13 protein-coding genes and 1 tRNA gene are annotated in these 16,303 nt (G+C 40.9%); 4 read left to right on the top strand and 10 right to left on the bottom strand.

The features are described from left to right. Positions 1 to 144 precede the first annotated feature (144 nt). Both VB713_RS18465 and VB713_RS18460 read right to left on the bottom strand, forming a co-directional pair. On the bottom strand, positions 145 to 303 hold the full coding sequence (locus VB713_RS18465; protein WP_323312974.1) for a hypothetical protein: 159 nt from the start codon (positions 301 to 303) through the stop codon (positions 145 to 147). A gap of 83 nt (positions 304 to 386) precedes the next feature. Beyond that, positions 387 to 458: transfer RNA gene (locus VB713_RS18460), tRNA-Thr, on the bottom strand. Positions 459 to 491: 33 nt separating this feature from the next. Between VB713_RS18460 and VB713_RS18455 the strand changes: the two genes are divergently transcribed. Beyond that, the gene (locus VB713_RS18455; protein ID WP_323312973.1) at positions 492 to 761 is read left to right on the top strand and encodes a DUF3493 domain-containing protein; all 270 of its coding nucleotides are present in this window, start codon (positions 492 to 494) and stop codon (positions 759 to 761) included. Between the two features lie 78 nt (positions 762 to 839). Here VB713_RS18455 and VB713_RS18450 read toward each other — a convergent pair whose 3' ends face one another. The 7 genes from VB713_RS18450 to VB713_RS18420 form a co-directional block, all read right to left on the bottom strand. Continuing rightward, positions 840 to 2,468, bottom strand: coding sequence for a DUF1565 domain-containing protein (locus VB713_RS18450; RefSeq protein WP_323312972.1), 1,629 nt, complete (start codon positions 2,466 to 2,468; stop codon positions 840 to 842). Between the two features lie 319 nt (positions 2,469 to 2,787). Then, positions 2,788 to 2,985 (bottom strand): hypothetical protein, encoded by a 198-nt coding sequence (locus tag VB713_RS18445; RefSeq protein WP_323312971.1) that lies wholly within the window; start codon positions 2,983 to 2,985, stop codon positions 2,788 to 2,790. Positions 2,986 to 3,693: 708 nt separating this feature from the next. Continuing rightward, entirely contained in the window at positions 3,694 to 6,837 is a 3,144-nt protein-coding gene (gene infB, locus VB713_RS18440) for a translation initiation factor IF-2 (protein WP_323312970.1), read from the bottom strand. Between the two features lie 488 nt (positions 6,838 to 7,325). Further along, a complete protein-coding gene (locus tag VB713_RS18435; RefSeq protein ID WP_323312969.1) occupies positions 7,326 to 7,598 on the bottom strand; it encodes a YlxR family protein in 273 nt (90 codons plus the stop codon). A gap of 130 nt (positions 7,599 to 7,728) precedes the next feature. Next, positions 7,729 to 9,006, bottom strand: a complete 1,278-nt coding sequence (nusA, locus tag VB713_RS18430; RefSeq protein WP_323312968.1) for a transcription termination factor NusA — start codon at positions 9,004 to 9,006, stop codon at positions 7,729 to 7,731. A 113-nt stretch (positions 9,007 to 9,119) separates the two neighbouring features. Further along, complete coding sequence (gene rimP / locus VB713_RS18425; protein WP_323312967.1) at positions 9,120 to 9,581, bottom strand: ribosome maturation factor RimP; 462 nt, start codon at positions 9,579 to 9,581, stop codon at positions 9,120 to 9,122. 181 nt (positions 9,582 to 9,762) lie between these two features. Beyond that, complete coding sequence (locus VB713_RS18420; protein WP_323312966.1) at positions 9,763 to 11,208, bottom strand: hypothetical protein; 1,446 nt, start codon at positions 11,206 to 11,208, stop codon at positions 9,763 to 9,765. A 256-nt stretch (positions 11,209 to 11,464) separates the two neighbouring features. Here VB713_RS18420 and VB713_RS18415 point away from each other — a divergent pair, with 256 nt between their 5' ends. After that, the gene (locus VB713_RS18415; protein ID WP_323312965.1) at positions 11,465 to 12,187 is read left to right on the top strand and encodes a peptidoglycan-binding protein; all 723 of its coding nucleotides are present in this window, start codon (positions 11,465 to 11,467) and stop codon (positions 12,185 to 12,187) included. A gap of 289 nt (positions 12,188 to 12,476) precedes the next feature. Continuing rightward, on the top strand, positions 12,477 to 13,565 hold the full coding sequence (rfbB, locus tag VB713_RS18410; RefSeq protein ID WP_323312964.1) for a dTDP-glucose 4,6-dehydratase: 1,089 nt from the start codon (positions 12,477 to 12,479) through the stop codon (positions 13,563 to 13,565). 129 nt (positions 13,566 to 13,694) lie between these two features. Here the strand turns inward: rfbB and radA are convergent, their stop codons facing one another. After that, the gene (gene radA / locus VB713_RS18405) at positions 13,695 to 15,269 is read right to left on the bottom strand and encodes a DNA repair protein RadA (protein ID WP_323312963.1); all 1,575 of its coding nucleotides are present in this window, start codon (positions 15,267 to 15,269) and stop codon (positions 13,695 to 13,697) included. Between the two features lie 169 nt (positions 15,270 to 15,438). On the opposite strand from radA, the gene rpaB reads away from it, so the two are divergent. After that, positions 15,439 to 16,167 (top strand): response regulator transcription factor RpaB, encoded by a 729-nt coding sequence (rpaB, locus tag VB713_RS18400; protein ID WP_015214906.1) that lies wholly within the window; start codon positions 15,439 to 15,441, stop codon positions 16,165 to 16,167. The last annotated feature ends 136 nt before the right edge of the window (positions 16,168 to 16,303 follow it).

The raw sequence follows: 16,303 nt of genomic DNA, 5'->3' as shown, positions 1-16,303 counted from the left end.
TATTGATTGATAATCTTCAAGAGTACAGGAGTATTATTCACTGCTGCAATAATATTTAAATATAGTTCATAAAATTTTATTTAGCGGAAATTACGGCTTTATGTTTATCTAGAGATGCGATAGCAAAGTGATCCGTAGGAATTGCTATCTTGGTAACTTACTTGCTAACTCTTGATAAATAACATCTAACCATACAGGAATCACACCCTTACCTTCATCCAGAGATGCGATAGCGAAGCGCTCCGTAGGAATCGCTATCTTGGTAACTTGCTTGCTAACCCCTGATAAATAACATCTAACCACACAGGAATCAAAGGTTTACCTTCATCTAGAGATGCGATCAAATTTTATAAGAGAATGCGACGGTAATAATATTAAATAACCAAAGCCGATGATGGGATTTGAACCCACGACCTACTGATTACGAATCAGTTGCTCTACCCCTGAGCCACATCGGCATACACAGCTTAACATTATAGCATTATTTACCTATGATAGACCCAAATTCTAAAAATCGTCTTAACTCTAAACAATATGCCCATCTGAAAGCTGAAATAGCAGCCCCCTATCGTGGTTTGCGGCAATTTATCTATATAGGTGTTGGTGCTTCTGGTTTTATCGGCGCATTCACCTTCTTTTTTCAACTGCTTGCTGGCAAGAATATCGACAGCACTTTGCCCAATTTCGCGCTGCAAGTGGGAATAGTCGCCTTGATGATATTTCTTTGGAAATGGGAACAAAGTCGGCAAAAACGTCTTTAAGAGCTAAAAATCAAAAAACATCAAGCGCCAGATGAAAATTTTATTCATAGTCTGGCGCTTTCAGTTTCCCAACTTAGCTTACTGTGCTGTCACCAAATAGGGAGAGGGAATTGGTTGCGCCCTGCCAATAGTCACAAGTGACTGATAAACAAAAGCTGCAATTTCTGCTCTAGTCGCCTCACGATTAGGATCAAGTTGTTGCACCATAGGATAATTAATCACTAATTGCCGCACAGTAGCAGCAGCAACAGGAGCGATCGCATAATTGGGAATTTGATCCGCATCAGTGTAAAAACTGAGAATATTGTTATTATTGGCAGTCAAATTCAAACCATTAGCTAGAGCAACTAATGCCTGTACTCTGGGAATTTGTTGCTGTGGTTTAAACGTACCATCAGGATATCCAGCCACAAATTGACTCTGGTAAGCCGATTGAATTGCCCCATAAGCCCAAAAATTACTTGCGACATCCCTAAACTGAATAGCTGTCCGTTTAGCTGGGGGTGTTAAAGCTTTGGTGATAATAGTAGCAAATTGAGCGCGAGTAACAGGCTCATTAGGTTTAAAAGTACCATCGGGGAAACCTGCAATAATATTTTGGGAAGCTAAAGCTTCAATATAGGTTTTTGCCCAATAACCTGTAGGCACATCCTGAAAAACTACAGGCCCACCTGGTGGGTTAACAGTTGCAGCCACAAAATCGACTGCGCCAAAAATGCGCTTTTGATCAATATCATTACCAATAGCAACAATTCTGTTAACCTTCGTCGAATTATTCAAGTCATAACGGGCGTTATCACGGATAAGATTACCACCTGGATTGTCATTAGTACCGAGGTTGGGAAGAGCATCAATTGTGGCTACAATACCATCCCGTTTATTATTCTGAATGACATTTTTACGTAGTACAGGTTGAGCCGATTCTGAGATAAACATACCGTCATTGTTATCGACGATGTTGTTGCCTACTACTAGAGTTGTGGCAGCACCACCAATAGCCAAACCAAAACCCGTATTCTCAAATAAGTTATTGCGAATCTCCCCTTGAGCAGATTTAGTTACTGAAATCCCATTGCCTTGATTTTTCACAAAGACGTTATTTTCAATTTTGGGATTTCCTGTACCTGTGATGAAAACACCATCTCTGGCACTGTTAGTAAAAGTACTGTTTTTGATAGTGGGATTGCTTGACTCTACCCATATCCCAGTACCCCGTTGATTGGGGTTAGTAACAGTGACACCTGTAATAGTGGTGTTATTCTCAGCCAAGATTGTAATGTCTTGTCTAGCAAAGGTACGACTGGTGTAATAACCACCACCGATAATTGCTGTCCCTTGACCTTTGATAGCTTCATTACCCAAAAGTATTACTCCTGGTTTTAGCAACAAAGGGAAAGTTTCTCCAGTATCCTTGGTATAGCTACCAGGTGCTAGTTGAATAACTGTATTTGATTGGACTCTCGAAATAGCGAAGGTAATTGTTTTGTATGGTGCTTCTGGGGTAGTACCAAAATTGTTACGATCATTACCAGTAACAGGATTAACGTAAATCACTGTTGCACTGACTGGAATTTGTGCAGTTAAGGTTGGTCTGGAACTAGCATTGACTGTACTGGGCAGTAGCATAGAAGCGCCAGTAATAACTAACAAAGCTGTGAGACTGGTTCCTAAGGTTAAAGTAGAGATATGAAAACTCCTATATTTCATTTTTATTTTTCTGATTTACTTGATGACGCGACTTTCAACATAGTCTAAGGTAACAGGGCGTAACTGTAAAACCCATGCGAAACTATACTGGATAATTAACGCTTGTTCAGCCAAAATTGTGATTAAAAAATAATACGGTTCAATTAACTTTAGCCACAGTTTTTAGTCTGGGGATGGTTAATTGAACCGTATTAGATTAAAACCGGTAATTTTTTTGCTATTGTGAAATTTTGTCATGGAGTTTGCGGTTAAAGCTCTGGAAAATTTCTCCCATGCACTCCGCTAGTTGTCAACAGGTCTCAAAAGATTTACTGTTTTTTTAATAAGCTAAAGTTTCTAAGGTTTCTCGTAAATACCTTTGGACTTGCTGTTCTAAGCGCAGACCTTGTAGTTGAGCAGTACATTCTAGTTGCCAGCGCTGGAAACCGGAACTAGTAGAAATTGCATTCTTAAGGTTGTGCCAAAATTTAGTGTCACGAGAGAATTGGCCAGTGCTAGAAGCTGAAATTTGAGCCATAGTTCCTCATTCCTGATTTTTAACTTCCAGAGTTAGACTATTTTAGAGTTTAGACTTCGTCGTGAGCGCTATTTCCTTGCGGGAAGCTACGTAAATGCGTAGCGTCTCGAAGAGAACGACAAGGCTCAGTACAAGTCAGTCGAACGATTTCGGATTGATGATTTGTTTTGCCCACAAGGGGGAAGATATAAACGAAGTCAAATCTAAAATCTGTGAGATGGGTTCAAGATGTGATTCACCTGTACCCATCAAATTCTGAAATTTTACTTAATCTTTTCTAAAGATAACGTCTATGTAGCAACAAGTTCTGTGTTATTGGTCACTAAAACTGGCACTACACTCAAATTTTTGTATAAAAACAATTTGTTTTTAATTAAACAGAGATTTTTTTAAGTAATGAGACTCAAAGTAGTGGCAGTTATACTCAAAACGGATAATTACTAGACTTTTGCCTGGGCAAAAATCCTTGTATATCAATACTCTTAGTGATTATAAAAGTAAAGTTGCCACCCGTTTTTAGTATAGCACTAGCAACAAATGAAACAAAATCTTTTTCCCTTTTGCTTTCTGCCTTCTGCCTCCGGCCTCTCTCCCTCTCATGTTTTGTTTTTTAAAAGTTAAGAGTGCTGAGGTTTCAGATTTGAATGTTGAACTAAAAACTATGCCAACTCAACATTCATAAATTAACTCAGCACTCCCTACTCAACATTACTTAGTGAGGGTGAGGGTACGGCGTTTGGTTACCATCTGATAGGCTTCAATGATGTCACCTTCAACCCAGTCATGGAACTTATCAATGTTGATACCGCACTCATAACCAGCGTTGACTTCACGGGCATCTTCTTTCATCCGTTTGAGGGAATCAAGCACGCCTTCAAAGACTACCTTACTACCGCGACGCACTCGCACTTTGCAATTGCGAAGTAGTTTGCCTGATTGAACATAACAACCAGCAACAGAACCACGACCAATTGGGATGACAGCACGGACTTCTGTTTGTCCCAAAGGTTCTTCCACCAATTCTGGTTCGAGAAGACCTTCTAAAGCTCCTTGAATATCTTCTAGAAGTTTGTAGATGATGTTGTATTCCCGTACATCTACACCTGCTTCATCGGCAGCTTGTCTGGCACCACTGGCATAAGTGGTGTTGAAACCAATGATGACGGCGTTACTAGCAGCAGCCAAGTCGATGTCTGTTTCCGTAATTTCTCCAGCAGTCGCCAACAACATCCGAATTTGGACTTCGTTTTGGGGAATTTGCTTGAGAGAGCCGATAATAGCTTCTACGGAACCTTGCACATCTCCCTTGAGGATCAAGTTGAGTTCTTTCAACTCGCCTTCTTGGGCTTGAGCAGAGAGGGTTGTGAGAGTTACACGTCCTTGTAAGAGACGGGATAGGCGTTGTTTGTCGAAGCGATCGCTGGCGAGGGTTCGTGCTACTTTTTCGTTCTCGAACACCTCGAAGTCATCACCGGCTGCGGGTACATCACTTAAACCCAGTACCTCAACAGCGCAGGAAGGACTAGCAACATCTACCCGTTTGCCTCTGTCATCGACCATTGCTCGGACTTTACCAAAGGCAGAACCAGCTACTAGCATATCTCCAACATGGAGAGTACCGTTTTGAATTAGCAGGGTAGCAACTGCACCCTTAGCTTTATCCAAATGAGCTTCAATTACTGTTCCCTTAGCAACACGATTTGGGTTAGCAGATAGTTCTCCGACCTCAGCTACTAGCAAGATCATTTCTAGTAACGTATCTAGGTTCTCGCCCTTAATAGCGCTGACAGGAACCATGATTGTTTCACCACCCCAGTCTTCTGCCGTCAGTCCATAATTGGTTAATTCTTGTTTAACCCGTTCTGGCTGTGCGCCTTCTTTATCAATCTTGTTAATGGCAACAACGATTGGTACACCTGCGGCTTGAGCATGGCTAATAGCTTCTATGGTTTGGGGACGGACACCATCATCGGCAGCCACTACCAAGATAGCAATGTCTGTTACCCGCGCTCCCCTTGCCCGCATAGCTGTAAAAGCTTCGTGACCAGGAGTATCTAGGAAGACAATTTGTTGTTTTTTGCCATCATGTTCTATGTCTACGTGGTATGCGCCGATATGCTGGGTAATACCGCCAGCTTCACCAGCAGCCACTTTAGTTTTGCGAATCGAGTCGAGTAGAGTGGTTTTACCGTGGTCTACGTGACCCATAATTGTCACAACTGGCGGACGACGAATCAGATGTTCCAAGTCGGCCACGTCGATCATTTCCGTGACTTTCCGGGCTTCTGCTTCTGGTTCAGTGATTTCGACTTCTACTTCTAGCTCTTTAGCTACCAGGGTAATGGTCGGAATATCCAGATTTTGGGTGATACTTACCGCCATGCCTTTCATAAACAGGATTTTCACAATCTCTGTATCGGCAACAGCCAAGCCTTCAGCCAACTCTTGGACTGTCAGCGGGCCTGTGACAATTAGTTTTTCTGGACGTTCCTGTTTGACCTCTGCTTCTTGTTGACGACGATTGTTGTCACGGTAAGAAGAACCAGACCTTTTATTATTTCTGGTAGTTGGGGCAGCAGCAACTAATGTTGGTTGCTGTGCAGGTCGAGTAGATTTGGGCTTCGGAGGACGAGCGATAGAAAGACTTACCTGGACGGTTGCTGGAATTTCCAGACCCTCTTCATCCAATAAGTCGTCTTCTTCAAAATCATCATCTAGGATGGGTTTGACTCGTTTGCCTTTTGGTCCAACCTTAGCCTTCTCTTTAATTTCGTCAATTATCTCCTCTTCTTGCCATTTTTTTCCACCCTTGGCTAGACGAGGCGGTGTTGGGCGTTTCAAATCCAGGAGATCAGGTGCGATCGGGGTATTATCATCTAATCCCTCTTTTTTCGCCCCTGCTCCTACCATATGCCTTGGTGGAGTTGCAGTTGGTGTAGCTGGCGATTCACCAGGACGCGCTGGTCTAGGACGTTGTACATCCGTTGATATTCCAGGCGTAGACGGTCTACTCGCTCTGTGTTCAGGTTTGAGCGGTGATGGAGTTGAACGTGCCTTTTGATCTGTGCTTGGTTTGTTGACTCTTGGCTTGGCCTGGTCGCGTTCGTCTTCACCCCGCGTCGGTCGTTCCCGTTTGAGAACTGGTTTGATTGCCGGAACTAGCTGCTCAGTAGCAGGCTCATCGGTTTCCTCTAGAGTTCTTGAGGGTGGAGCAACTAACTGCGGTTTTTGAGCTTTTTCTGGTTTTGCTCTTGGGGAAACTACTTTTTCAGGTTTTTCCCCTACTGGATTTGCATTATTAGTTGTCTGATCCGGTTCCGCAATATTAGGTTTCTGCGGGGTCTCTGATTGATTCCGTGGTACAGGTCGAGTTGGTGCCGTCGGCTTCATGGGGGAGACTGGTGTAGCGAAAGGCCGTGGAGGTGAAGGAGAATTAGCCATGGCTGATGCCTCCTGTTCACTATCACGAACGTCACTCAGGCTATCAGATGAAGCAACTTGGTTATTAGTATCAATTGACGCCTCTGGGGCGTTGGAGGTAGTGTTTCTCAATATTTTGGGTTTGCGAATTTCCAAAATTTGCTGTTTGTGGGCTGCAGCAGGTCGGTTACGTCCGCCAGTTGGAGGTGAATTTGGTTTATGGTTATTTGTACCTAATTCCTTTTTGGGCGAGACACTCGTAGCTGCGAGTTTTTCCGCAGCCATACGAATTTGTTCAGCCTCAGATTCTGAGATTGTGCTGCTATGACTTTTGACCGCGATGTTGAGCTGGTCGCAAATTGCTAATAGCTCTTTGTTATCCAAATTCAATTCCTTTGATAATTCGTAGATTCTAACTTTGCCGTTGTTCATCCACTCTTTCCCCTTTAATTTACAGTTTTAGCGGATGGTTGCCTGGTTTGTGACATCTCCATCCTTTGATCACTGTTTTTTAGGTTGCCCTTGGTGATGTTGCCGGTGCCTCCAATTAGGAAAGAGAGATGTTTCGGTTTAATTCTGGCATCCCCATCTGGAATGATGGTTGACTGATTTCCACAAAAATTTTCGACTTAAAAAATTCTTATGGACAGCCTTGAAGCCGAACTGCGCTTGAGCGCTACCAGGTTGCCATACTTGAGTTTTTTGTTTTGCTGATTCTGGTCTTCCACAACACAATCGAGTAAAACTTGTTGGGAGTATTGCTTAGTCATCTCTCTCAATGAAAGGAGAGCGGCTTGCTTTTTACACCCATTTACTATTTTGGCACTAACCCCAACGATACCAGAGGGAGTGATGAGAGTGCCAATTGTTCGGCTTTCATCACAATTGCTCTAGAGATTACCGTCTTTAAGTCGTTCCAATTAAATGTGATTTTTTTGGGTATTGCTTTGGGCTAGACGCTGAGACAGTTCCTGATAAACTGCTTCAGGTACTGTTCCATGTAGCGATCGCCCTAATCTATTTTTTTTCTGAGCTACTTGTAGGCAGCTAGTTTGTGGACAAATATAGGCAGAACGCCCCATGCCCTGATCTAATTGTACCTTTCCAGATGGAAAGACGCGGACAATCCGCCAAAACTCTTCTTTGAGTCCTATGCGGCGACAACTAATACAACGCCGATAGTTCGGTTTCATCAATCAGTTCAGCAGTTTATAATCCCCTAAAATTAATTCTGGATTGCCCATTTTGACACTTGTCGAATGTTTTCCAGTAATATGTTTGACATTTGACAGTTAGTAGACAGTTCCCAACCGCAGTTGAGGATTAATATTCTTCCTCAGTGTCAAAATTATCATGCTCTAATTCTAATTCTTCTTGATTTTCATCTTCTAGTTCCTCCATCTCATTTTCATCATCCTCCGGTTGATATTTTGCTCTTACAGCCACAAATTTAGCATCCTCTGCGGCATAGTCATATTTAGCTTTATCTTTAATGTCAATTTTCCAACCGGTCAATCGGGCGGCTAATCGGACATTTTGTCCTTCTTTCCCAATAGCTAAACTTAGTTGATCCTCAGCTACTAGAACGTGGGTTTGCCGAGTTTCCGGGTCCATCAGGCGGACTTCATCTACCCGTGCTGGACTTAAGGCGTTAGCGATGTAGGTTGCGGGGTCTGGAGACCAGCGAATTACATCAATTTTTTCACCTCTTAACTCATTAACTACCACTTGAATTCGAGATCCTCTAGCTCCAATACAAGCCCCAACTGGGTCTACATCACGATCTAGGGTATCTACTGCTATTTTAGTCCGTGGTCCTACGTAACGGGAAGGGGGATTGGCTTCTCTAGCTACAGCGACAATTCGCACTACTTCGTCTTCAATTTCTGGGACTTCGTTGGCGAATAAATAAACTACTAATCCAGCATCAGCACGGGATACTAGCAACTGAGGACCTCGTTGCTGACCTTGAGATACTTTTTTCAGGTATACCTTAAAGGTGGCATTAGCCCGATAATTATCGTTAGGTAGTTGTTCTCGTTTTGGTAATTCAGCTTCTACTTCTGGTTGACCAAAACCACTACTAACTGCCAAAACTACAGATTGGCGTTCAAACCTCAAAACTCTGGCTTGTAAAACAGTTCCTTCTGAATCTTGGAACTCTTCTTGCACCATTTGACGTTGTTGATCCCGCAGTTTTTGCGCCAGGACTTGCTTGGTTTGCATTGCCGCCATGCGACCAAACTCCCCTTGTTCGGGGGTGACATCTAGTACTACTGAGTCCCCAGATTGGGCTTCAGGTGCTACTTGTTGTACTTCTTCTAAAGAAATTTGATGGTCGGTGTTATCAACTTCATCAACAATAGTTTTTGTAGAAAGAACGCGAAATCCTTCTCCTTCAATATCAAGTTCTACTTCAAAATTATCAAAATATTCTTCATCAAATTGTCTACGCTCTAAATTTTGGGCGCGACGATAACGTTCGTAACCTTTAAGTAGTGCTTCTCTAATAGATGATTGAACTGCCAAACGAGGCAAATTTCGCTCGCGGCTGATACTTTCGATTAACTCTTTTAATCCAGGTAAAGTAACCATTGACATAAGCAATCTCCTTATTTTTTATGTCAGCATCCAGTAAAATTTTGGATTTTAAACTTTGGATTTTAGACCAAAATCTAAAACCCCTAATCTAAAATCTAAAAGCTAAAATCTATTTAGTGGCGCTCATCCAGCTGCACCCTGGTAACTAGGGAACGGGGAATTTCAACTACACGACCTTTCTGATTTAGGTAAACTGTTGTTTCATCCCGGCGAATCAAGTGACCAATCCATTCTTGCTGTCCGTCGTAGGGTGGAGAAGTGGAGATAGTTACAGGAAATCCCTTAAAAGAAATAAATTCCCTGTCGGTCACAATTTGTCGCGAAATACCAGGACTGGATACTTCCAATACATAAGCATCTGGAATCATCTCTGCCGCATCTAAGGAGGCTTCTAAGGCACGGCTCATCCGCTCACAATCATTCAGGCCAGTGTCCTGTTGGAGATTACGGATGTCCACCCGCAAAACTGGCGGCCGCTGGTTGGTGTGAAAAACTATACCAACAACTTCCAATCCCAGTTCTTCTGCTACTGGTGTGGCTAATTCAATAATTTGTGGGACTAAGGGATGAGTCATGCGAGAATTCAATAAAAAAAGTGGGCATTTACCCACTTCCTGCGATAGGGATATCTTCCAAGAAGTCTTGTGACGAACCGTCGTTGGTTCGCCCCTAACATGAGTGTAGCGTATTTTTTTCGTTAGTCATTAGTAGTTGACAGGGAATAGGGAATAGGTAATTAGTTATTAGACATCTCCTCTACCTATCGCGGATTTCTGGAAAAATGCCTGTATGTACTACTGTCTGAACAGATGCTTTATTTCTCATCTGCCTGGTTTGCTGAATAATTTGGTCAATATCTTCTTGGGATAAACGTTGGACGTAGTTAATTTTGACTTCTTCGAGAAAGTCGTTGAGTAAACTTTGAATTTCTGTAATTACGTGTTTTTCCTGGATTTGGGAACCTAAAACTGTGCTGAACTTTTCGATTAACTCGTTAGTAAGTTTTGCTGCCACTGGATCTTTAATGGCACTAACCAAGGCACTATATAGGTTAGTAGTGATTTGGTTGACTAATTGGTCACTTACTTGGTTTTGTGCTTGTCCCATACCTGGAAGCATTTGTAGATGACGATAAGCTGGTATTTGCTGGCAAGCAGTTTCGATATTGTGGCGCAAAATGGCATTAATTTCTGGCTGGATTTTAGGTAGTACTTGATTAACAATGGTTTGTAATAACAGTCCAGCGATCGCTTCCACTTCATTTATATTATTAATATCTATGTAGGCACGCTCTTTTTCTGGCTGCAATAACCACCGAGTAAGATCACCTCGCTGAATTGAACCCTGAACTTGATTTATTACTCGCACCACCACTATTTCTGTGATTTCTTCAGCAAAATTGGCTACTATACCTTGATGAATTTGTCGCCGCACTAAATGCAGATCAATTAACTGTGCTTGATCTAGACGAATTATTACTGGTAAAACTCGTAACCAACGCCAAACAGGAATTAGTAAAAATAGATAGTACCAACGCCACAAAAATGCTTCTAACAGGCTTAAATGCCGATTTTGACGTTTGATGTAAAAAGTACGTCCTAGCAATTCCAAGCCAAATATCACTACAAACGGTAAATCAATTAACCAAAAATTATCCAAAAATTCCCCATTATCCCCGATTTTGCGGTAATAATTAGTAACTATTGACGGGCGAATTTGGCGGTTGAAAAAACTAATTTCTTGAATCCAACCATTTCTAGATAAATACCCCGGACTCCAAAAAGTAGCAAAGGCACGTTTTGCAGATTCTTGGCCAATATGTTCCCGCATCCGGTTTTTAATTTTTTCCAAAGATCCACTCTTACCCACACCGGCAAAAGGGTTACTATCAATCATCTCACTGCTGAGACGGTTAATTTCTTTTAGCTTGGCAATTACCACAGGTGAATTTAACCCTGTTTGACTGACTTGTTCTTCTAATACAGCTACTGTTTCCAGATAATTTTTTGTGTCTCGATGAGTTTCAATACCTTTAATTGGATCATATATCTGGGTGATCTGAGGAACTCTTCGGAAGTAAAAATCCCGCCAAGGTACATAACTCAAATCAAACAAAACTAACCCTAAATTAACAGTGGCAGTAATGGCCATTAACCTTTCAAACCATAGATTGTGTTGCTTGCGAGATTTTATTTTAATCATTACTAGTTATGGAATATACCGAAACTTTGATTTTCCTTTCTATTAGTGTAAGATATGAACTGGTAATGACTACTACTAATAAAAACCAGATCATTATATAGATATCAAGGCTCAACTTATTTATATTAGTTAATAATCTGGAAGATTCCAAATTAATCAAAATTAATGAATAATTGACAAAAAATAACTTAAAGAAACTTAAAATGCATCTGTTAGCATTTCTATTTTGCTGATTTCATCCAAAGGAGTTTTAATAATGTGGTGTAATTTAGGAAAATCAGAGACAACCATCGCTTTGATCTGTATAGTGACAGTTGGTGCAGTAATCTCAGATACTGCTTTTGCAGTCCGTCAGCGTAATTATAATCCAGAGGAATTCCGTGCTGTTTTACGGGGATTAGGCTATAACGTCAAAGTGACAAACAGTCCACTAACTGATAAAGAAACTAAAAAAGCAATTACTGAGTTTCAAAAAGGCTATAAGTTAAGTGTTGATGGTAAAGTCGGCCCAAAAACCCAAGCTTTTGCTGCCAACATTGTACAAATTCTGCAAGGGAATTTGAATGCTGTACTCCAGCCAAATCCTATCTTGCCTCGTGATCAATTTTACAGTCCCCGCGTGGAAGAATTAGTGAAGGAGTATCAGAAAAAAAATCAACTTCAGGAAACTGGAATTGCTAATTTGGTACTTCGTCAGAAGTTGAATGAAGAGGCCAAGAAAATAATTAGTCAACCGACAACAAAGCCGTCACCTACAGCTACACCCACAACCAAACCAACACCAACAACAAAGCCGTCACCTACAGCTACACCTACAATCAAACCAATACCGACAACAAAGCCATCACCTACAGCTACACCTACAACCAAACCAACGCCAACAACAAAGCCGTCACCTACAGCTACACCTACAACCAAACCAACGCCAACAACAAAGCCGTCACCTACAGCTACACCTACAACCAAACCAACACCCTAAATTTGTAATTTATTTACAGTGTTTTCTGGTAAATGAAGTAGACGATTAGGGGCGAACGGCGGTTCGCCCTACTATAATTTATACTTTTTCTAGGTGACTGATTTATGAACAATCCTCTCAGTTAGAGATATGGGAATTATCTATATTAGTTTATAAAGATACATATAAAAATTATGTATGAATGTCCTATACCTGATAGTTGTATACAAAGTTTATTGTGCCAAATTATCGAGTCTGACGCATCCTACAAGCGACTAAAATCCATATTCAATATAATGAAAGAGGTTATATGTCAAACTTCAAAAAAGATGATATGCCTACTCTATTAGTAACAGGTGGAGCCGGTTTTATTGGAGCTAATTTTGTCCTCCAAGCTAGAAAAGAAAAATGGGCTAATATCATTAATTTAGATAAACTGACTTATGCAAGTAATTTACAAAATTTAGCATCTGTGCAAGATGATCCTCACTATTGTTTTATTCAAGGAGATATTAATAATTTTGAGTTAGTCAGTTATTTGCTCAATCAATACCAGCCAGATGGAGTAATCAATTTTGCTGCTGAAACCCATGTTGATCGTTCAATTCTTAGTCCTCAAAATTTCATTCAAACAAATGTAGTAGGCACATTTCAATTATTAGAATCTAGTAAGGTTTATTGGCAAAAATTAACATCATCAAAACAAGAAAACTTCCGCTTTTTACATATATCGACAGACGAAGTATATGGTTCATTAAACTTCACAGATCCAGCCTTCAGAGAAGATACACCCTATACACCGAATAGTCCCTATGCAGCTTCTAAGGCGGGTGCTGACCATCTAGTTCGTTCCTACTATCACACATATGAACTACCTACTTTAACAACCAATTGCTCAAATAATTATGGACCTTGGCAATTTCCTGAAAAACTGATTCCTTTGACTATTCTCAATGCTTTGAATGCTAAACCTTTACCTATATATGGTGATGGACAAAATATCAGAGATTGGCTATATGTAGGCGACCACTGTGAGGCTATTTATCTTGTTTTCAGAGAGGGAAGTATTGGTGAAACATATAATATTGGAGGTATAAATGAACGAACTAATTTAGTAGTTGTGGAAAAGATTTGTGCGATTCTTGATGAATTAGCACCTAAAGATAATTTTAAATATTCTTCTCTAATCACCTTTATTAAAGACCGTCCTGGTCATGACCGCCGTTATGCAATTGATTCTAGTAAAATCAGCAAAGATTTAGGCTGGCAACCAAAAGAAAATTTCGATAGTGGTCTATTAAAAACAGTTCAGTGGTATCTCAATAACTCTGATTGGGTAGACTCTGTATGTACAGGCACATACCAAAACTGGATTAAACAAAATTATGAGACTCGTTGAATAAGAATTCAGAAGTCAGGAATATCATCTCATTAATTCTCCTGACTCCTGTAGGGGTTTAGCACTGCTAAACCTCTACTAAATCCTGTCAATAAACAACTTTTTTAACAAATTCTATTGATCAGGTTATCAATCATCCCCGTCTTCTTCGTCAGGTTCTAAATCTCCTTCTGTCAGTTCTTGATGGGGAATGGCGGCGATAATTGCATCTATTACCTTGGATACTGGTAAAATCTCGATATTCAAATCGGGGAATTTTGTTCCTTTGGGAACGATCGCTCTTTTAAAGCCTAATTTTGCTGCTTCTTTTAACCGCAATTCCATTTGAGACACTGATCGCACTTGTCCACCTAAGCCTACTTCCCCGATTAAAACAGTACCGGGATCAACTATTCTGTCACGGAAACTGGCAACAATTGCGATCGCTATTCCTAAATCTACCGCAGGTTCTTCTACACTCAAACCACCAGCAGATGCAACGTAAGAATCTAATTTCGACATGGGTATCCCCACTCGCTTTTCTAATACGGCGAGAATCTGCACTAAACGGTTATAATCTATCCCAGTTCCAGCCCGTCGGGGTGAAGGGTAACTCGTAGGACTAACTAAAGCTTGTAATTCTACAACTATTGGTCTTGTTCCTTCACAAGCTACGACAATAGCTGTACCCGGTGCAGGATCATCTCGATTACCTAAAAACAATTCTGAGGGGTTGTCAACTTCCCGTAATCCTTGGGCTACCATTTCAAATATACCAATTTCGTGCGTTGCTCCGAAACGGTTTTTTACTGTTCTTAATAATCGGTGAGAGGCAAAGCGATCGCCCTCAAAATACAATACTGTATCAACTAAATGTTCTAAAACTTTTGGACCTGCGATCGCACCTTCTTTGGTGACGTGGCCGACAATTAACATGGTAATATCTTCGTGTTTTGCCACCTTCATTAAGGCTGCTGTACATTCACGAACTTGGGCTACTGAACCTGGCGCAGATGTCAAAGCTGGAAAAAAGACAGTTTGTATACTATCAATCACTGCCACATTTGGTTTGAGGGAATCTATTTCTCGTAATATTTCTTCTAAATCCGTTTCTGGTAAAACATATAAATCTGCACCGATACTATCGGGATCAATTTCTACTTCAGTAATTTCATCTAAATTATTAGTTTCTTTTTTTGCTGCTTCTTCGCTTTCTTTCTCCTCGGCAATCACAGTTAAGGGTTTTGACATTCCCAACCGAGAAGCGCGTAATTTTACCTGCTGTCCTGATTCTTCCCCTGTGACGTAGAGAATGCGGTATTTTTGTGCCAATTGATTGGATACTTGTAAAAGTAAAGTAGATTTACCAATACCTGGATCACCGCCAATTAGCACCATTGAACCAGGGACAACTCCACCACCGAGTACCCGATCTAGTTCACCATAACCAGATTCCCAACGCGCAATTTGGCGATCGCTAATTTGATCAAACGTTAAAGAAGCTCTTGCCTTAGCCGGTTTAGCTAATTTAGCACTAGATTTATTGTGAGTTTGAGCAGCGTGCCAATTACCAACTCCTCCTCGACTAGGTACATCTACTCCAAAAGGGCTGAGATTCTGTTCTATCAAAGAATCATAAGTGTCACAATTTGAACACTTTCCAAACCATTGGGAGAACTCTGCTGCACAATTACTGCAAATGAATATGGTTTTTGGCTTTGCCATGCTTAATTTTTCTTAAAGAATCTTAATTCTTTCTTAAGTTTTAGAAAAAACACAAATCTAATCATAGTAGTATTTACAGGTTTTTTCTGATCAGTTGATGGAATGATATCTTAATATTATGGTATTAAAATTCATCATGTAAAATTTTAGTTAGGGAGCTTAGGGAAACTTGGAAAGTCATAAAGAAAAAATCCTGGTAGTAGACGACGAAGCCAGCATTCGCCGGATTTTGGAAACACGCCTTTCCATGATTGGCTACGATGTAGTAACTGCTGGCGACGGAGAAGAAGCCTTAGAAATTTTTCGCAAAGCTGAACCGGACTTAGTAGTTTTAGACGTAATGATGCCAAAGCTAGATGGCTATGGTGTTTGTCAAGAATTACGTAAAGAGTCCGATGTCCCCATTATCATGCTAACAGCATTAGGGGACGTAGCTGATCGCATCACTGGATTAGAATTAGGTGCTGATGACTATGTAGTTAAACCATTCTCTCCCAAAGAACTAGAAGCTCGCATTCGCTCAGTATTACGAAGAGTAGATAAAACAGGTGCGACAGGTATTCCCAGTTCTGGGGTAATTCATGTCGGGAATATCAAAATTGATACGAATAAACGCCAAGTCTATAAAGGTGATGAGCGAATACGCTTAACGGGTATGGAGTTTAGCTTACTAGAGTTGTTAGTAAGTCGCTCTGGAGAAGCTTTTTCCCGTTCAGAAATTTTACAAGAAGTTTGGGGATATACACCAGAACGCCATGTAGATACTCGCGTGGTGGATGTGCATATCTCCCGTTTACGGGCAAAATTAGAAGATGATCCTAGTAACCCAGAACTGATTCTCACAGCCAGAGGTACTGGTTATCTTTTTCAACGCATACTGGAAGCGGGAGAAGAGTGAAGAAGGTGACAGGTGACAGGTGACAGAGAAAAAGCAGGGGGAGCAGGGTATAGGTTACAGGGGGAAAGATAAATATTCTTCCCCAATGACCAATGACCAATGACCAATGACCAATGACCAATGACCAATGACCAAT

This window comes from Anabaena cylindrica UHCC 0172 (assembly GCF_034931625.1).
In the GTDB taxonomy this organism is placed as follows: Bacteria; Cyanobacteriota; Cyanobacteriia; order Cyanobacteriales; family Nostocaceae; genus Anabaena; species Anabaena cylindrica_A.
The sequence above is the reverse complement of the archived record's forward strand: the minus strand, read 5'-3'. Positions and strand labels throughout refer to the sequence as shown.

Excerpts from the sequence above, each read along its gene's own strand:
- VB713_RS18455 (WP_323312973.1), top strand. The coding sequence starts at position 492 with ATGATAGACCCAAATTCTAAAAATCGTCTTAACTCTAAACAATATGCC.
- VB713_RS18450 (WP_323312972.1), bottom strand. The coding sequence starts at position 2,468 with ATGAAATATAGGAGTTTTCATATCTCTACTTTAACCTTAGGAACCAGT.
- VB713_RS18445 (WP_323312971.1), bottom strand. The coding sequence starts at position 2,985 with ATGGCTCAAATTTCAGCTTCTAGCACTGGCCAATTCTCTCGTGACACT.
- infB (WP_323312970.1), bottom strand. The coding sequence starts at position 6,837 with ATGAACAACGGCAAAGTTAGAATCTACGAATTATCAAAGGAATTGAAT.
- VB713_RS18435 (WP_323312969.1), bottom strand. The coding sequence starts at position 7,598 with ATGAAACCGAACTATCGGCGTTGTATTAGTTGTCGCCGCATAGGACTC.
- nusA (WP_323312968.1), bottom strand. The coding sequence starts at position 9,006 with ATGTCAATGGTTACTTTACCTGGATTAAAAGAGTTAATCGAAAGTATC.
- rimP (WP_323312967.1), bottom strand. The coding sequence starts at position 9,581 with ATGACTCATCCCTTAGTCCCACAAATTATTGAATTAGCCACACCAGTA.
- VB713_RS18420 (WP_323312966.1), bottom strand. The coding sequence starts at position 11,208 with ATGATTAAAATAAAATCTCGCAAGCAACACAATCTATGGTTTGAAAGG.
- VB713_RS18415 (WP_323312965.1), top strand. The coding sequence starts at position 11,465 with ATGTGGTGTAATTTAGGAAAATCAGAGACAACCATCGCTTTGATCTGT.
- rfbB (WP_323312964.1), top strand. The coding sequence starts at position 12,477 with ATGTCAAACTTCAAAAAAGATGATATGCCTACTCTATTAGTAACAGGT.
- radA (WP_323312963.1), bottom strand. The coding sequence starts at position 15,269 with ATGGCAAAGCCAAAAACCATATTCATTTGCAGTAATTGTGCAGCAGAG.